Origin of the sequence: Bradyrhizobium sp. CCGB01 (assembly GCF_024199795.1) — a bacterium.
GTDB lineage: Bacteria > Pseudomonadota > Alphaproteobacteria > Rhizobiales > Xanthobacteraceae > Bradyrhizobium.
In genome coordinates, this window is record NZ_JANADK010000001.1 from 4,928,835 (window position 1) to 4,944,578 (window position 15,744).

Annotated in this window: 24 protein-coding genes and 1 tRNA gene; 10 read left to right on the forward strand and 15 right to left on the reverse strand. The window is 63.4% G+C overall.

Translation table 11 applies throughout. The features are described from left to right. Positions 1-5: 5 nt before the first annotated feature. Positions 6-863, forward strand: coding sequence for a formate/nitrite transporter family protein (locus tag NLM25_RS22655; RefSeq protein ID WP_254119185.1), 858 nt, complete (start codon positions 6-8; stop codon positions 861-863). A 22-nt stretch (positions 864-885) separates the two neighbouring features. Here NLM25_RS22655 and NLM25_RS22660 read toward each other — a convergent pair whose 3' ends face one another. From NLM25_RS22660 to NLM25_RS22690, 7 genes are all read right to left on the reverse strand, one after another. Continuing rightward, the gene (locus NLM25_RS22660) at positions 886-1,941 is read right to left on the reverse strand and encodes a PrsW family intramembrane metalloprotease (RefSeq protein ID WP_254138458.1); all 1,056 of its coding nucleotides are present in this window, start codon (positions 1,939-1,941) and stop codon (positions 886-888) included. Positions 1,942-2,269: 328 nt separating this feature from the next. Beyond that, the gene (locus NLM25_RS22665; protein WP_254138459.1) at positions 2,270-2,425 is read right to left on the reverse strand and encodes a hypothetical protein; all 156 of its coding nucleotides are present in this window, start codon (positions 2,423-2,425) and stop codon (positions 2,270-2,272) included. A 132-nt stretch (positions 2,426-2,557) separates the two neighbouring features. Next, entirely contained in the window at positions 2,558-2,797 is a 240-nt protein-coding gene (locus tag NLM25_RS22670; protein ID WP_254138460.1) for a hypothetical protein, read from the reverse strand. A 135-nt stretch (positions 2,798-2,932) separates the two neighbouring features. Further along, positions 2,933-3,934 (reverse strand): acyl-CoA desaturase, encoded by a 1,002-nt coding sequence (locus NLM25_RS22675; protein WP_254138461.1) that lies wholly within the window; start codon positions 3,932-3,934, stop codon positions 2,933-2,935. A gap of 123 nt (positions 3,935-4,057) precedes the next feature. Then, on the reverse strand, positions 4,058-4,684 hold the full coding sequence (locus tag NLM25_RS22680) for a PilZ domain-containing protein (protein WP_254119194.1): 627 nt from the start codon (positions 4,682-4,684) through the stop codon (positions 4,058-4,060). Positions 4,685-4,848: 164 nt separating this feature from the next. Beyond that, on the reverse strand, positions 4,849-5,490 hold the full coding sequence (locus NLM25_RS22685) for a hypothetical protein (protein ID WP_254138462.1): 642 nt from the start codon (positions 5,488-5,490) through the stop codon (positions 4,849-4,851). 99 nt (positions 5,491-5,589) lie between these two features. Further along, positions 5,590-5,664, reverse strand: a tRNA-Glu gene (locus tag NLM25_RS22690). A 223-nt stretch (positions 5,665-5,887) separates the two neighbouring features. Here NLM25_RS22690 and NLM25_RS22695 point away from each other — a divergent pair. From NLM25_RS22695 to NLM25_RS22705, 3 genes are read left to right on the forward strand one after another with little or no spacing between them, the layout of a single operon-like run. Next, positions 5,888-6,142 (forward strand): PilZ domain-containing protein, encoded by a 255-nt coding sequence (locus tag NLM25_RS22695; RefSeq protein ID WP_254138463.1) that lies wholly within the window; start codon positions 5,888-5,890, stop codon positions 6,140-6,142. Positions 6,143-6,200: 58 nt separating this feature from the next. Beyond that, positions 6,201-6,446: a hypothetical protein gene (locus NLM25_RS22700; protein ID WP_254119199.1), complete on the forward strand. Its 246-nt coding sequence runs from the start codon at positions 6,201-6,203 to the stop codon at positions 6,444-6,446. Between the two features lie 5 nt (positions 6,447-6,451). Then, positions 6,452-6,619, forward strand: a complete 168-nt coding sequence (locus NLM25_RS22705; RefSeq protein ID WP_254119201.1) for a hypothetical protein — start codon at positions 6,452-6,454, stop codon at positions 6,617-6,619. A gap of 130 nt (positions 6,620-6,749) precedes the next feature. On the opposite strand, the gene NLM25_RS22710 is transcribed toward NLM25_RS22705, so the two are convergent. The 3 genes from NLM25_RS22710 to NLM25_RS22720 form a co-directional block, all read right to left on the reverse strand. Further along, positions 6,750-7,388, reverse strand: coding sequence for a glutathione S-transferase family protein (locus NLM25_RS22710; protein WP_254138464.1), 639 nt, complete (start codon positions 7,386-7,388; stop codon positions 6,750-6,752). A 343-nt stretch (positions 7,389-7,731) separates the two neighbouring features. Further along, positions 7,732-8,184: a VOC family protein gene (locus NLM25_RS22715; RefSeq protein WP_254138465.1), complete on the reverse strand. Its 453-nt coding sequence runs from the start codon at positions 8,182-8,184 to the stop codon at positions 7,732-7,734. 191 nt (positions 8,185-8,375) lie between these two features. Then, on the reverse strand, positions 8,376-10,127 hold the full coding sequence (locus tag NLM25_RS22720) for a SulP family inorganic anion transporter (protein ID WP_254119206.1): 1,752 nt from the start codon (positions 10,125-10,127) through the stop codon (positions 8,376-8,378). A 297-nt stretch (positions 10,128-10,424) separates the two neighbouring features. Between NLM25_RS22720 and NLM25_RS22725 the strand changes: the two genes are divergently transcribed. From NLM25_RS22725 to NLM25_RS22735, 3 genes are all read left to right on the forward strand, one after another. Then, positions 10,425-10,850 (forward strand): GFA family protein, encoded by a 426-nt coding sequence (locus NLM25_RS22725; protein WP_254138466.1) that lies wholly within the window; start codon positions 10,425-10,427, stop codon positions 10,848-10,850. Between the two features lie 136 nt (positions 10,851-10,986). Further along, positions 10,987-11,187: a hypothetical protein gene (locus tag NLM25_RS22730; RefSeq protein WP_254138467.1), complete on the forward strand. Its 201-nt coding sequence runs from the start codon at positions 10,987-10,989 to the stop codon at positions 11,185-11,187. Further along, entirely contained in the window at positions 11,187-11,456 is a 270-nt protein-coding gene (locus NLM25_RS22735) for a hypothetical protein (RefSeq protein ID WP_254119211.1), read from the forward strand. The genes NLM25_RS22730 and NLM25_RS22735 overlap by 1 nt, the downstream gene beginning before the upstream one ends. Before the next feature lie 421 nt (positions 11,457-11,877). Here NLM25_RS22735 and NLM25_RS22740 read toward each other — a convergent pair whose 3' ends face one another. Then, positions 11,878-12,159: a hypothetical protein gene (locus tag NLM25_RS22740; protein ID WP_254138468.1), complete on the reverse strand. Its 282-nt coding sequence runs from the start codon at positions 12,157-12,159 to the stop codon at positions 11,878-11,880. On the opposite strand from NLM25_RS22740, the gene NLM25_RS22745 reads away from it, so the two are divergent. Beyond that, positions 12,149-12,448, forward strand: a complete 300-nt coding sequence (locus tag NLM25_RS22745; protein WP_254138469.1) for a hypothetical protein — start codon at positions 12,149-12,151, stop codon at positions 12,446-12,448. The two genes, NLM25_RS22740 and NLM25_RS22745, sit on opposite strands and share 11 nt — an antisense overlap. 21 nt (positions 12,449-12,469) lie before the next feature. Here NLM25_RS22745 and NLM25_RS22750 read toward each other — a convergent pair whose 3' ends face one another. After that, positions 12,470-12,964: a hypothetical protein gene (locus NLM25_RS22750; RefSeq protein WP_254138470.1), complete on the reverse strand. Its 495-nt coding sequence runs from the start codon at positions 12,962-12,964 to the stop codon at positions 12,470-12,472. Positions 12,965-13,047: 83 nt separating this feature from the next. Between NLM25_RS22750 and NLM25_RS22755 the strand changes: the two genes are divergently transcribed. Then, the gene (locus tag NLM25_RS22755) at positions 13,048-13,740 is read left to right on the forward strand and encodes a hypothetical protein (RefSeq protein WP_254138471.1); all 693 of its coding nucleotides are present in this window, start codon (positions 13,048-13,050) and stop codon (positions 13,738-13,740) included. A 92-nt stretch (positions 13,741-13,832) separates the two neighbouring features. On the opposite strand, the gene NLM25_RS22760 is transcribed toward NLM25_RS22755, so the two are convergent. The 3 genes from NLM25_RS22760 to NLM25_RS22770 form a co-directional block, all read right to left on the reverse strand. After that, positions 13,833-14,009, reverse strand: coding sequence for a hypothetical protein (locus tag NLM25_RS22760; protein WP_254119220.1), 177 nt, complete (start codon positions 14,007-14,009; stop codon positions 13,833-13,835). A gap of 145 nt (positions 14,010-14,154) precedes the next feature. Further along, positions 14,155-14,421: a hypothetical protein gene (locus NLM25_RS22765; protein WP_254138472.1), complete on the reverse strand. Its 267-nt coding sequence runs from the start codon at positions 14,419-14,421 to the stop codon at positions 14,155-14,157. 110 nt (positions 14,422-14,531) lie between these two features. Next, positions 14,532-14,834 carry a hypothetical protein gene (locus NLM25_RS22770; RefSeq protein ID WP_254119224.1) on the reverse strand — a complete coding sequence of 101 codons (303 nt, stop codon included), beginning with the start codon at positions 14,832-14,834 and terminating at the stop codon, positions 14,532-14,534. Between the two features lie 513 nt (positions 14,835-15,347). Here NLM25_RS22770 and NLM25_RS22775 point away from each other — a divergent pair. After that, a complete protein-coding gene (locus NLM25_RS22775; protein WP_007591377.1) occupies positions 15,348-15,644 on the forward strand; it encodes an HU family DNA-binding protein in 297 nt (98 codons plus the stop codon). Positions 15,645-15,744: the final 100 nt, after the last annotated feature.

The following is a 15,744-nucleotide window of genomic DNA, read 5'->3' on the forward strand; positions in this document are numbered from 1 at the left end:
TCAGGATGGATGAGCCGCCGCCCGCGTCACAGACGCCGATCTTCAATCTGCAGGCCTACAGCCCTGCCGAGATAAAGGAAGCCGTCGAAAAGGTTGGCGTGAAGAAAGCCAATCTGCCCTTTCTGACCTCCTTCATGCTGGCGGTCGTGGCCGGCGGCGGCATCGGTTTTGGTGCGGTCTACTACACCATCGTTGCCAGCGACCCCACGTTTAGCTTCGCCACCGTACGGGTGGTCGGAGGGCTTGTCTTCAGCCTGGGATTGGCGCTGGTTCTGGTCGGCGGCGCCGAGTTGTTCACCGGCAACAATCTGATCGTGATGGCCTGGGCCAGCGGCAGGGTGTCCACCGTCACGATGCTGCGTAACTGGACCGTCGTCTGGTTCGGCAACCTGCTCGGCGCGCTTGGGCTCGTGCTGCTGATCTTTCTCTCACATCATCTGGACATGAATGACGGCCGCGTTGGCTTGTCCGTCCTGAACACGGCGGTCGGAAAAATTCGCCCGGACATGCTGACGCTGTTCGTCAAGGGTATCCTGTGCAATGTGCTGGTGTGCGCGGCCGTCTGGCTCGCCTACGCGGGCCGATCGGTCACCGACAAGATGGTTGCCGTCGTATTGCCGATCTCGGCATTCATTGCCGCCGGATTCGAGCATTGCGTGGCCAACATGTACTTCCTGCCGTTGGCCTGGTTGCTGGTCCAGACCGGTCATGCGCCCGCGAACTTCGATGCATCGCTCATCACAATATCGGGCATCGTCCATAACCTCGTGCCGGTGACGCTGGGCAACATCGTGGGCGGCGGAGGCTTTGTCGGCGTCACTTACTGGGGAATCTACCGGGTAACGTTCGGCGAATCCCGGTGAATATCAGGCTATGGCTGCGTCTTTATGAGTCCGCTAGCTGGCCGCCGCCGTGCGCAGACGAAAAACCTTCGCCACTGGTGCGAACGCGGTTACGGCCGAGAATGTAGATCGCGATCGTGACGATCAGAAGCGCCAGGCCGAGCAGGATCGAGACGAAGCCGATCGGGATCAGCGCCAGCGTCAGATTGCGCTCGGGATTGATCAGCCAGTGATGGATCGAGGTCAGCACGAAGGCGAGCCCGAGAAAGCCGACGCCGCCGCCGGCGAGCAGCAGCGCCCACATCCGGCGCAGCTGGCTGAGCCGTTCCCGTGCGACCTCGGTCCGCGGCGCGTGATGGCGCGCGACCCGCCGCACCAGGCGGATGGCGAAGGCGATCGAGCTGAAGCCGATCAGCAGGCTCGCTGCGCCCAGCCACATCCGCAAGCTGGGATCGAGATCCGGCATCCGCTGGAGGGTGAGCAGCGGGAAGTCGAACGCCGAATGCAGCGCCACCGGGCCTGCGAAGATCAACAGGCGGCTGGACAGGCGAGCCCAGTCGCGGTGGTGGCGGTTCGCACCCAGCGCCGTGCCGGCGCGGGCGATCGTCAGATACGCGCCGGCGATGATGCCGAGCGCGCCGTGGAACGGCACGGTTAGCACGCTGCGCAAGGCGGCCAGCGAGCGCCACATCTCGGCATGCTGTACGAGATAGGCGAGGTTCTCGTAGGCGGCGAAGCCGAGGCCGACGGCGGCGCCATAGACCACGGTGTCCATCGGGTTGGCGAAGGTCCGCCGCTTGGTCGAGGAGACCAGCACGATGGCGATCACCTTGACGGCTTCCTCGGGCAGGGCGACGCCGAAGACCGAATGCATGGCGAGCGCTGCCCAGGGGTCGTCAGGGGCTGCAACCATCTTGGCGAACGGAGCGCGGGCAAGGCCCAGCAGCGAAATGCTGGCCGCGCCGAGCAGGAACGCAGTCCAGACCTGGGCCGGGGGTCCCGGGCGCTCCTCAGCGGCAATGACGAGCCATAGCATCAGCAGCGCCGGTGCGATGGCGGCAGTTCCGATGACGGTGGGTAAGGCTTCAATCAAATACATCGGCGCCGAAAATAGGTTCCCTTGATCCGCTAATCTACGTCCACCGATGCGACCATGTGTCATGCGCTTGCTGTCGTGTCGCTTAACAAGCGTGACAGCTTGCGTTCATCACCGCCGCCAAACGTCTAGAAGACGAGCGCAATCAATCGCATGACAGAACCACTTCGTCATCCATGGCAGCGGTCGGCGCGGCTGCCATCGGATCGCGATTTGTAAGTCAGATCAAGGCAATGCGCAGGTTTCTTCGATTCACGATGCACGTGTGGGAGCGGTGAGTCCAGAGGCGGGATCGCTCCCGGCCGGACAATGCGCGGCAGTGCGAGCCGGCCTAGTCACGCTTCGTTGTGCGGCCGCGGGGCGCCGATGCGATCCGGCGGGCCCGCACCTGCTCCAGCTCCCAGAAGGCGCGCACGAGGCACGTGCCAAGGAAGAAGACGATGAGCAGCAGCAGGAAGGCCTGGTCGACGGCAGGGATGTGGATCATGGTGTGGATTAAGCAACGAGCATGCCATGTGTTCCCCGCGCCGCGCGCAGCCGCGCCTGCCGCGAAGCGCCGCTTGCCCCGGCTCGAATCCCGGCCCTGGCAAGGTGATCTGAGCCTGCGCTTGCGGCCCGTTCAATGCGTGGTGAACGGCGGCGCGTCGGGCGCGATGTCGAAGGCGCCGAGATGGTATTCCTCGCCGGCCGCTTCGGCCGGCTCGGAATGGTGCGCGAGCAGCGTGAACGCGGCCCGCGGGTACTGTTTCCAGATATCGAGATCGCCAGCCGTAATCGTCAGCCAGCCGAACGTGTACATGTAGCGTCCGGGCTCGGTGACCCGGCCAACCCTGTCCCAGGTGATCTTGTTGACTGCCATACGGTCCACCGATCGCAAGTCCGCAAATGACATCCGGCATGAGGCACGGACCGTCAAAAACTGATCCCGCATTGGGGCCGCGATAGGGCAGCGGTGCGGAGGCAGGACGACCGCAGCGCGGTCGCCGCCTGCCGGTTAGCGCGCTGTCGGGGCCGCCTGCGCTTCGGCCGCCCGCTCCAGCTGACGGTGCGAGGCGTGGAAGACGTCGTGGACGAGGCCGATCTTCTCCAGGCCCAGAATGATCAGGCCGTTGAGATCGATCTCCCACCAGGCGTGCGAGATATAGGCGTCCCGCGGGAAGCGGTGATGGTTGTTGTGCAGACCCTCGCCGAAGGTGAGGATCGTGGTCACGAACTCGTTGGTCGAGGCGTCGTCGACCTCGAAGCGGCGATAGCCATAGGCGTGGCAGACCGAGCCGGTGAGCTGGCTGGTGAGGATCAGCAGATAGGCGCGGAGCAGGCCGGAGAACAGCACGCAGCCGATCATGGTGTGCACGCCGCCGAAGACGTAGCCGATCACGCCGGGGATGAAGACCGCCGACATCCCGTACCAGACCCAGCGCGTGCGCACGAAGAACATCGCGATGGGATCGGCGAGGATGTCCTTGGCGTAGTATTCGTTGTCGGTGGTCGCCTGGTCGAACACCCAGCTGCCCTGGGCGTGCAGGAAGCCCTTGAGCGCGCTGACATAGCGATTGCCGAAGCCGTCGAATTGCGGGCTGTGGGGGTCGCCGACGTCATCGGCATAGAGGTGGTGGCGGCGGTGATTGGCGACCCATTTGGCGATCGAGCCCTGCACCGCCATCTGGGCGATGGCGCAGAAGAAGACGCGCATGATCGGGCCGGTGCGGAAGCTGCGATGGACGAACAGGCGGTGCATGCCGGCGCCGATGCCGAACGTCGTCAGCGCGAACATCCAGACGAACGTAAATAGCTCGACCTTGCCGACGCCTTGCGTAACGGCCCAGATGATGCCCGCGACAGCGCCGACATAGAGGATGCCGAGGAGGAGATAGCTCTCGCGCAGCTTGGCCTGGACGAGCGGTCCTTCGGTCACGACGCCGGGTGGAAGCTGTGGCTTGGCTGCAGGGTTCCGGGTGGTCTCTGCCGGCGTGAACCCGGCGTCAGCGATGGACATTCCAGTACTTCCGATAACTCAGGGCCCGCAGTGATTGCGGACGTACCGGCTCACACCCTATCGCGCAGGGGTCTCCACCTCCAGTCCTTAGTTAAGAAAGAGTTAAGATTGATCCGGCCCGGTTCAGGCCGATTGCAGCATGGGCGTACGGACGATCAGGCGGACGAGGTCGTCCCGCTGCTGCTTCTCGGCGAACTTGACCGCAAAGCCGTTGTCGAATTTGCGAATGACGCGGCCGACGCAGGCACCGACCGCAAGCGGTGTTCCGATCTCAGGGTTGTATTCGCAGGATATCGCGACGCCGGCCGTGGAGACGTCGATGATGAAGCAGGGATGGGTGCTGCCGTCGGCGAGCGTCAGGAAGGTGTGCGAGACCTGGGGAACGAAGCGCGCGTCGTTGCGCAGCTCCAAAATGCTGTCGTCCTTCTGCTTCTTCTCCAGCCAGGTCAGCTTCTCCGACATCCAGGCACGCCGTGCCCGCGTCATGTCGAGTTCCATCAGGAAGCCCGCCTTCAGCGTCGCGCTGATGGTGCACTGGAATTCGCCAAAGTCCTGGAAGTAGGAGGTCACGCGCTCGCCGACTTTGCCGACGACAGGCACGTCGACCATCATGCGGAACGGCGAGACGCGGCTGGTCCGGCAGGCAAAGGTGCGCAGCTTGCCCTCACAATCGTACCAGCGCGGCAGCGAGTAGCTGCCGCTTACGGTGACCTGCACTGCACGCTGCCTGAGGAACTCTGCGACGGACATGGGCGCCAATCGTGTTTCGGAGGGTTTCCGTAGAAACACGTAGCGAGCAACGTCTAAGCAATCGATACGCCGATCAAATAGCAGGGGTAAATTTTTGGTAAACGCTCGGATCGGGGCCGGCGGCATAGCGCCGCGTTTTATGGGCTTCCGATCTCACGATCGCGTCATCCGAGCATCACCAGCAACGCCAGCGCGCCAACGGCCATGACGAGCTTGATCGCCGACCAGCCCAAGCTGTCCGGCCTGACCCGGAGTCCGAACCACGGCAATGCGCGCCGCATCGCCAGTGCTGCGAAGGCTTCGACGATGGCGAGCACAATTGCGATGCCGGCGATGAAGGACCATGACTCCGCCGGCGGCATCCATACCGCGAGCCAGACGGGGACGTAGCCCTTCAAGCACGCGAGCAGCGCGAACCATCCGAACAGGGATGCGAAGCCCTTGACGACGTCAGGGCCAATCGTGTCGGGCTCGAGCCGGATGCCGATCGTTCCGAGCGCGCGCTCGATGCGCTCGCCGTCGGTGACGAAGAGAAACGCGCCGAGATAGAGCGGGACGCGCGACTGGAAGAGCAGGGCGATGATGCCGAACACGACCATGTAGCCGAAGGCATCGCCGAGAATGTCGATGCCGCTCGGGCGCGCCGGCGCCGGCACCATCGCGGCCTGAGGCTGCGGAATCGATCGGGCACGTGCCATGTGCTCCAGCATCTTTGCGCGCCGGTCGGGTGCGTACGGCGTCGCACGGTGCATCCAGGGCGGCGGTGCCGGCGACTGGTCTTCCGAGGGGGATTTTCGCTGCGCCATGGCCTGCACCGGTTCCAACGGGACCATTGGTCGGTGGTCAGGGCAGGGAGGTTCATGCGGGGTGGCGGATATCGCCGCATCACCCGATGGCCCGGATGATGGCGCTCCCTAGCGGAATCGAACCGCTCTCTCCACCGTGAAAGGGTGGCGTCCTAACCGATAGACGAAGGGAGCAAACGAAGGCCCCGCCGCTTTCCGCGGCACGGCCGCTGGCCGCCCGAGTCGGGCCCGGCGGCTGGCAGCGGGCGAACGTATAGTGGCCTTTGCGGCCGTGGGCAAGCCGTTCGGGAACGGTCTTTTGGCACCGGTGGATAGCCGGCCCCGGCCTCATTCGGGAGGCGATTTCAACGGTTTCTTAGGCCCCCTGGGATAGCGCTGGAACCGGAGAAATTTGTCCATGCCACAGCCCAAGAAGCGCGCAGCCCGCAAATCGCTGTCGCAGCACGCCTGGATCACGCTCGACGGCGGGTTCGCGGCGCGGCATTGCCTGGTCCAGGACATCTCCGACACCGGCGCCAAGATCACGCTGGACGAGGACGCGAGCCAGCTCCCGGGCGTGATCCGGATGGCGTTCGCACGCGACGCCCGGACCGGGCGGAGCTGCCAGGTGGTCTGGCGCCGCGGCAAATCGGCCGGCGTCAAGTTCATCTGACCCGCGGGCGAAGCGAGCCGGATGGCGCGGGGCGCCGGTCCGGGCTAGAACGGCCCGCATGCGTGCGCCGCTCCTCATCCTCGTCTCGTTGCTGGCCCCATCCGCGGCCGGGGCCGAGGCCCTGCGCCTTCCGCCCGCCGAGCGGCCACAGGCCGGCAAGGCCCTGCCGCTGAAGGGCGCGGGCGGGGCGGCCAAGGCCGGCTCCTGCGCCTCCTATGGCCCGCGCTTCGTCATGGTCGAGGGCACCGGCACCTGCGTGAAGGTTGGCGGCTCGGTCAGTGTCGAGACCACGGTCAGGCGCTGAAGCCGATGCCGCCCGATCTCATGCGGCCCGACATCATCGTCCCCTTCGTGATGTATTGCGCGCTGCTGTTGTGGGTCGGCCGCGGCCTGAGCTGGACGGCAAAGCTCGCCACCGCGGTCGTGACGCTGGCGCTGATCATCTGCGTGCTGCTGGTCGAGCGCGGCTGGCGCTAGGGCCCCCAAAAACAAAAACTGGGAAAACAACCCCATGCACAGTAGCCGTCAAGTGCCGGCGCGGTGCTTGGCACGTGCGCCATAGCGCCGATTCATTGCGCTCTCAGCGCAGCTTACCCCGCGCCACCGCTCACGACATCGGCGGTGCGACGAATTGCGCAAATCCGGGGCGTTTGCCGAGCTCGGCGAGCCAACGCGCCAGGTGCGGCTGCGAGGGTCGCGTGATGCCCTCGACGCCGAGCCAGCGCCGCGCATAGGCGCCGATCGCGATATCGGCGAGGGTGAACGCATCGCCGTCCATGAATGGCCGCGAGGAGAGCAGGCGGTCGGCGATGGCCCAGACCTCGGCGGCGGCATCGGCATCCTTCTGCACCTTGACCATGTCGCGCTCGGCCGGCGGCGTGCGCACGATGCCCCAGAACACCGGACGGTCGACCGGCTGCACCATCGACAGCGTCCAGTCGAGCCAGCGGTCGACGCTGGTGCGCAGCTTCGGCGCGTCGGGATAGATCGGCGTGCCGCGGCCATGCGCGAGGCAGAGATAGCGCATGATGGAATTGGACTCCCACAGCACGAAGTCGCCCTCGACCAGCGTCGGGATCCGCGCATTGGGGTTCATCGCGAGATAGTCGGCCTCGCGGGTCTTGCCGAACGCCATGCCGGCGTCGATGCGCTCATAGGCGAGGCCAAGCTCGGCGAGGCACCACAGCACCTTCTGCACGTTGACCGAGTTGGCGCGGCCCCAGATCGTCAGCTTGGTGTCCGGCATGAAATCCTCCCGCGCGTTTTCGTTGGCTACAGGCCACCGCGCGCGGTTGATAGCGGAATTCGCTTCAGCGGGCGACGCATGATTGCGCTGAGTCCCCGCAAAAAGCTCCGCCCGGGGCGGAGCTTTCAATTGCAAGTCAAGCTTCGTAAGTCGAACCTGGCAAATCGAACTTGGCAGATTGAGCCTGATGATCAGTGGCCGAAGAACAGCCACAGCAGAATGATCACCGGGATCGGCACACCCAGCAGCCACAACAAAATTCCGCGTCCCATCGCGTTCTCCTCCAATCGCATTGTCAGGGAGAGAACGCGGGCAGCGCGGGCTTTGTTCCTGCGGGTTAAGCCTACCAATGGCCGGTATTGGGCATCGACAACCACGGCTCCTGCGGTGCCTTCGGCTCGCCCTTCTGCAAGATCTCGATCGAGTGCAAATCCGGCGAGCGGACGAAGGCCATGTTGCCGTCGCGCGGCGGCCGGTTGATGGTGACGCCGGCCTTCTGCAGCTTCTCGCACGTGGCGTAGATGTCGTCGACCTCATAGGCGAGATGGCCGAAGAAGCGATCCTCGCCGTACTTCTCCTCGTCCCAATTCCAGGTGAGCTCGACCAGCGGCGCGCCGCGCGTTTGCGGCTGCTTCTTCAGCGCCTCGAGATCGTCCGCCGAGCACAAGAAGACCAGCGTGAAGCGCCCCTTGTCGTTCTCGATCCGCCGCACCTCCTTCAAGCCCAGCGCATCCTGGTAAAACTTCAGCGCGACATCGAGATTGCGCACGCGCAGCATGGTGTGGAGGTATCGCATGTTTCTTGCTCCCTGGAATGGTCGGAGGGGTTTTGGGTCGGCGGGGCCGACGGGGGAAGGAGATAGCAGGAAAGTGGAACGAGGGGCAGGGGGTGAGAGCACGTGTACGTGAGGCGAAATGGCTCGCGACGCAAACTAGCGACGCAACAGCTCCAGCGGCAGGACAGGTGAGATGGCGACGGCGCATGAATTCAAGTCCGCTTTGAACCGGATGCCGTCGTGGGGAGTGCGACTGCTTCCAGACTCGGTATCTCCCGGTCCTCCCATTCCACGTTGTTGACTTCGAGATAGCGCGAGACGGCGACGCCGATTGTCGGAAAGAAATAGTGCTCGCCGAGCTGCGAGAACAAGCCAAATCGTTTCAGCTTGTCCTTCACGGGATCCTTGAGCTCGGCAAAGCAGAGCTCTATGCCTTGCGCCTGCAGCGCCTGGTCCAGTTCGGCGACCACGTCGCAGGCAGTGACGTCCACGCTGGTCACGGGTTCGGCGGTCACGACCAGCCAACGCACGGGCGTCGGCGATGTCGCGACGGCGTCGAGGACGCGTTCCCTGAAGAATTCGGCGTTGGCAAAAAACAGCGGCGCATCCCACCGGAACAGCACCAGCCCGGGGATACGGCGTGCATCCGGATATCTTGTGATGTCGTGATAGCCTTTGACGCCGTGGGCGCGCCCCAGGATGGCCGAGTGCGGGCGCCAGCCGTCCCACAGGAACTCGGCGATCGCGATTGCGATCGCAAGACCTATTCCCTGAATCACCCCGAGCACGGCGACGCCGACAAAGCAGACGACGGCCAGCCAGAACTCCCATCGCTGAATGCGATAGATGCGCCGGAGGTCGGCGACTTCGATCAAGCCGATCGCAGCGGCGATCACGACGGCGGCGAGGGCGGCATTGGGCAAATGCTGCAGGAGACTTGGTGCCACCAGCAGAAGCAAGGCGATGGCAAGCGCGCCCGTGACGCTCGTGAGCTGGGTGCGGGCGCCCGCGGCTTCCGCAACAGGTGTGCGCGAGCTGCTGCTGCTGATCGGAAAGCCCTGGAAAAAGCCTGCTGCCAGATTGGCGGCGCCAAGCCCGACCATCTCCTGATTGGGATCGACCCGATCCCCCAGGCGCGCGGCGAAGGCGCGTGACAGCACGCTCGTATCGGCAAACGAAACCAGCGCGACCGCGCAACCGCCGATCAGCACGGGGACGATGTCGCTGGTGCTGATCCAGGGGATGGAGAAAGCCGGCAGCCCCTGCGGAAGCGGACCCAGGACCTGGACGCCATACCGGGTCCCGAGATCGAGCATCCCGACGACGATCGTCGCGCCGACGACGGCTATCAGAATGCCGGGCAGCTTGCTGTTCTTGAGCAACAGGATCACGGCCAGGGTGGCGGAGCCAATTCCGAACGCGACCCAGTTTGACCGTCCAGCGAGGATGGCGCCGGCGATCTCCCACAAGCTCCGTAGCGGTCCCTCGCTCTCGGTGGAAAAGCCGAACAGCTTGGGCAGCTGGCTGATCAAGACAGTCAGGGCAATTCCGTTCATGTAACCGTAGCGGATCGGCTTGGACAGAAGCTCGGTGACAAAGCCAAGTCGCGCGACGCCTGCGAGGATACAAGCCGTCCCCGAGACGATCGCCATCATGCCGGCGAGCGTCACGGCCCGTGCGGGATCGCCGTGAGCCAGGGGCGCGATGACGCCCAGCAGTATGGCCGCCAGCGCCGAGTCCGGGCCCAGGACGAGAATGCGGCTTGGGCCAAACAACGCGTAGGCCAGCAGCGGCACGATCGTTGCGTACAAACCATAGATGCCGGGCAAGCCCGATGCGGTCGCATAGGCAATTCCGACCGGGACCAGCATTGTTGCCAGGACGACGCCGGCGAAGATGTCGCGCGGAAGCCATGCCGCTTCGTATCGACGGAGAGCGTCCAGTCCGGGCAACCAGTGCTTCATTGGCGGTCACTCCCAAGCTCGCTGCGAGCATTGAAAAGCGGTGGCCGCTGCGCCTCTATGAACCAGGTAAGGCCGATCCAAAAGGTCGCTGCACCATGCGTCGGTGGCGTTGACGCAGATCAACATTGCTTTTGGCACGCGGCACGCGTCGGGGCCGCGGAGCCATGCGTCGCACCCCTCGCGAGAAACGTCCAACCATACAACAGCCGGGGCGTTCTGCTAGTGTGGCTTGGGGCGCGCGTCAGTCCTTGCAACCACGATGATGGTGCGCACCTCCGAAGAGGAGATTTAGACGACATGGTGGGTGACACGAACGTTCGGGCCGGCCAGTGCCATTGCGGTGCGGTGCGTTTCGAGGTGACGCTCAGCGACGGCTTCAATTCGATCCGCCGCTGCACGTGCTCTTACTGCCGCATGCGAGGCGCCGTCGTTGCCATGGCGGAAATGGGTGGGATCAAGATCCTGCAGGGCGAGGATGCGCTGACAAGCTACCGCTTCCACACCGGATCAGCGCAGCACTTCTTCTGTTCTCGCTGCGGAATATACACACATCATCAGCGACGATCTGACCAGACGCTATATGCCGTCAACGTGGCGTGCCTGGATGGGGTCAGTCCGTTCGATTTTTCCGAGGTTCCCGTCATGGACGGCGTCAATCACACCAATGACACCGGCAGGCCAACGCGTCGGGCAGGCACACTCCTCTTCGTCCCGGCGGACTAACCGGGCATTGAAAGGCAGCGGTTGCCAGCCCTGTCACCGTAACGACGGCTCTTGCGCTGCATCTCGAAGCTCGCCAACTGAAATAGTTCGCCCCCTCGGCAGTTGAACCCCGCCAGAGGTCGGGCGACTAAACGCCATGGCCGCTGTCTTTGCAGAACTGCTGTTTGGTCTCGTCAGGAGCCTCGTTGGCGACTGGCTGAGACAGGCTGCGCTGGCCGTTTGTGCGTGGCTCGATACGAGGATTCACGGCCGCGCTGCGCGCTTTGTCGTGGGAGGCCTTCTTGGGCTTGCCGCCTATATCCTCATTCCTGTGATCGCCGGGCTGCTGGGATTCTGATGCCCTCCGTGAAGACGAACCTCATCATTGCACTGGCCATCGGCGCGCTGATCTCGGCGGTGCTGCTCGCCATCGAGCCGCTCACCGACTTCGCTTTTCTGTCGCTGGAGTGGCCTGGCATCAGCGTGGCGTATCTGTTCTGGGGAGCGGTCGGGGGCTCCACCTTCGCAGGGATAGCTATTTCCTGGGTGGTGAATGCACTCTGCTACGGTCTGGGTATTTTCGTCATTCTCAGCGCTCTCAAGGTGCTGATTGAGCCGAGGACTTGAGAAGCGCGGCTATGAAGCGGAGATCCAGGCCATGATGAGGGCGGCATGATGCGCTGGCTTCAAAGGCTCGGATGGATTGCGAGGGTTGCGGCTATTTGCGGGACCGTCGCGTGGCTCGTGCTTTTGACAAGCTCACCTCAGGCGCCTGATGCCGCACACCTTGAACGTTACGCGCACCGACACGACATCAGGTATGTGAGCGAGGGGACGGAATTGGCTCTGCGCATCCTGCTCGGCACGTCGTTTACTCTGGCCCTGGTGGCGTTTGGATGCCATTTCGCGACCAGGGACATGCGTGAGTGAATTCCGCCGTCGATCCCTCCGGTCGGTGCCGCCTGTGTCGCGCGTCCGGGACACCAGAGCGGGCGGCCCACGAACGAATTGATGCCCGGCTGCCGAACCCGGGCGCGGGCAGGGGCGACTAATCCATATGCTCCAGTCCCTCCTCAGCGCGCTCGTGGAAATCCTCCTGTCTGCCGCATGGAGCGCTGTCGTCCGATTCCTCGGTCTGGAAAACGTCGTCGAGATCGCGACGGTGATCTTCGGCCTCGGCTGTATCTTGATTGGCGCCGCCGTCTATTTGCTGGGCGCTCATTGACCATGGGGACGCCATGAAGACGATCACGCTGCTCGCGGTGGCGGCCATGCTGCTGGTGGAGATCTCAGGGCCGAAATCGAGCGTCGGCGGCTCGATGACCTTCATGCTGGTCTTTGTTGTCGTGATGCTCACTGTCGCGATCTACGAGGCCTGGTCGAACGGGCGCGGCGCGATCGGGTGGATCGGCAACATCCTCGCCTCGGCCTTTGGCGGGCTGATTGCGGTTGCGCTCATCGGAGTGGGGATGGACGAGTTGCTCCCGCACCTTCATCTCGAAGGTTCGCTCGCGTCGTCACAACATCCGTTGAAGTATGTTCTGGTTGCCGCTATTGCGGTCCTGATGGTGCTGGGATCATGGATCCCGCTGTGGACGCTGAACCGGTTTCGGCGCTGAGAGCATTCGGCGTCGCGCGCCCTAGGGCTTTGCTTCCTCCTTGCGGCGCCTGATATCCTCGGCCTCGTCCACGAGCTTCAAGGCGGCGCCGTCGTAGCTCAGCTTCAGCCCGCGGCCGACGGTCCATATCCAGCCCTCGCGGGCGTCCCTGGTCGGCTGGGCGTTGAACTGGTCGGAGATCGATTTGACCGCAGCCTCTTGCGGCCCAGGATTGAGCAGCTCCGCGTTGACGCGCCGGATGGGATGTTTTGCGTCAACTTCGTCGCTGTCGATCGTGAGCCTGGCGCCATCGGCTGCGCATTCGAGGGTGTAGGACTCGCGAAGCTGGCGGCAGCGGTAGCGGCGTTGCGTGACGACCTTGTCGGTCTCGTCGGAGGTCATTCCGGGTGAAAAGCCGAGGATGTCGGACTTCTTCACGAGCGCCAGCGACGCAGGCCTCAAGAAGCTCGGCTGGATCGCCACGACGGCGGCAACAGCAACAACGATCAAGCCGGCGACAACAATGGCAATCTTCATCAGCCCCTCACGAGAAACAACCGACCATATACAATAGCTGGAGCATCCCGCCAGTCAGGCGTGGACGGCGCGTCGATAAGTCCTTGCAGCAGCTTGAAGTAGTCCTGGAAAAAGTGCTCAATCGGCTCCTTTCATTGGTCGAATTATTTGGGAGGATAGTTGTGGAGCAGAATGAGGTGGAGGCCGCCATCGTCGAGGAGTTTGAGGGCGATGAGATCTATGAATCCTATGGGCCGAGCCAGCTAGCTGAAAGCGTCGTATGGGAGGTCTGGGTTAAAGAGGGGGGCGAGGTGTTCGCGACGCGGTTCCTCGAGGAGTTCGCGGACGGAAGCTACAAGGCATATGGATCGTTTCAAACTCTGGCCGTGAAGCTCAACAAACAACACGAAGCGACGGTCCAGAAAGCCAAGACCGACGAGTGGGCGAGACAGAAAGAGCTGGTAGAGATCCAGAGCAAGGATGGACTGCAAGTCATCGAGACCCAGGCGAAGATCGCGGCCCAGGCGGCGGCTCTGTCAAACAGCCGGATCGAGCTCCTCGTCAAGCTCGGGATTGGGGTGCTTTGCGTCGTGGTGGGGCTCGGCGTTGCCGGCGTTCTCGCAATAACTGGTGCCGGTCCTCTCGCAGCCACGGCTGCGTTTGCCCTGTTCCCGATCATCGGCGCGGCGAGCATCTGGGTGTTCGGAAAATACCCTCGAGTCAGCTGGTCGGGTCTTCCTTCTGCTCCAGACGTCCGCACAGAAAGTCCCCAGCCGCAGCCGGGGACATCGATCTAGCCGCGGAGATCTCCTGCAGCAACTAAACGTGCAAAACCGCCCCTGACATGGCCAGGGACGGTTTTCGCTCAGCGCTGTTTCCGAAACTCGATCTAGTGACCGGTGCCGGGCTTCGTCGTCTTCGGCGGCTTGCCGTCTTCGACGCGGCCTTCGTTCCTGAGGTCACGCCCCTCCTGAGCCTTCTTCTGACTCTCGGGGGACTTGCCGTGCTCGTTCAGCTCTTCCTTGATGTAGCCGGCTGCTTCCTTCGCCTTGCCTTCAACGCTCATGTCGATCTCCTTGTCTTGAGATGAGTCAATGCGCGTGAGAACCGGGCGTTCCTGTGCATCCATCACTGCAGGGGGCAAGCGTGAGTTGGCCGCGCCGCCTTGTGGGAGGCGACACGGCCGGAAGCAGGCACTACAGGAATTTCGCTTACTTCATGTTGCTGCGAGTCTTGGTGCCGCCCTGGTCGCTGCCCGGGCCGGAGCCGCCCTGGCCGGAGGCGTCGGGCTTCACCATTCCGCCCTTGCTCATGCCGTCCTTGCTCATCCCGGTCGTGCCCGCCGAGCCCCTGTCCATCTTGTTCATGCCGGGCTTCTGCATGTTGTCGGATTGCGGGGCGGGGCCGGTCTGGTTCTGGGCAAAGGCGGAGCCGCACATGAGACCGGCGGCTGCGGCAGCGATGATGAGCTTTTTCATCTCGAACTCCTGGTTGGTTGTGTGGGCCAACGGGAGTGCAGAAGCCCCGTTCCTAAACGGGGCCTTTTGGGAGCAAAGAAATAGCAGGCCGGAAATGTCGCCGTCTGCTGCTACGCCGCGATCCGCTGGTCGACGGGCGTTGTCAGATATTTGAGCGCCTGTGCATGTTGCAGATCGGGAACCGCGATGGCGGTGTGGCTGTAGATCGCATGGGTCCGCGATTTTGCGATCTGATCCAGGATCTCGCCGCCCTTGATGACGTGCAGGCCCATGCCTTCCTGCGAAGGGAAGATCGCCAGCACCACGTCGTAGGCCCTGATGACGGCGCGAAGCGCCTCGGCCTTGTCTTCGGCGATGTCGACAAACACGCGAACATCAGCCGCGAGTTCACGCAGCTCGTTAAAATCCAGCACTTTGGGGGTACTCCAACGCAACGATACTGAAGAGAGAGTGGAGGGGTTGGGTTACTGAAGTCTCAACAACGAGGGCCGAACCACAAGTTTCACGATGAGGTGAATCCCTTCCGGGCATCTGTGTGCTCCGTGCTGCGCGGCATGGCGTCGATGGCCGGGACCATAGGCGAGCGGACGCGACGCCGGCCTTCGGACGGCCATGCCCGGCCGCGACGCTGTGGAGAAAGCGAAAGCCCCGCCTGGGGGAAGCGGGGCTCTCTGATGGGGGTGAAGCTTGGGGACTTCAATTAGTTAGACGCGCCAGCGGGCGATTGGTTCAAAACAACACGGCAGCATGCTGCGACAGCTTTCAAGGGCGGAGTGGAACCCTCGCGGACACCCTGCTTGTATTTTGGGGCTCAATGGGTTCTAAGCCCGGGACTTCATGACATCAGGCATGAATCAGCATCACACTTGTGTGGTTCAGCCGCGTCCTGAGCAGGATTTGCTCGCCCGCACAAAAGGAATTCAGACATGGCGAAGATGACGAAGACTCAATTGATTGATGCAATTGCCGAGGGCACGCAGCTGTCGAAGAACGACGTGAAGTCGGTGATCGAGTACATGGCGACGGTCGGCTACAAGGAGCTCAACGAGTCCGGCGAATTCGTCATTCCCGGCTTCGTGAAGATGTCGGTCGTGAACAAGCCCGCCACCGAAGCCCGCATGGGCGTCAATCCCTTCACCAAGGAGCCGATGCAGTTTGCGGCGAAGCCGGCGAGCAAGTCGGTGAAGGCCTCGCCGCTGAAGGTGGCCAAGGACTCCGTCTAAACGGCTCGCGATGTCGTTGCGGCGCTTTCTGTCGCGAAGTGCCGCAACGGCCGCCGTGCGATGGTGACGCCTGGACGGAACTCTCCGGCGGTGTCAGGCT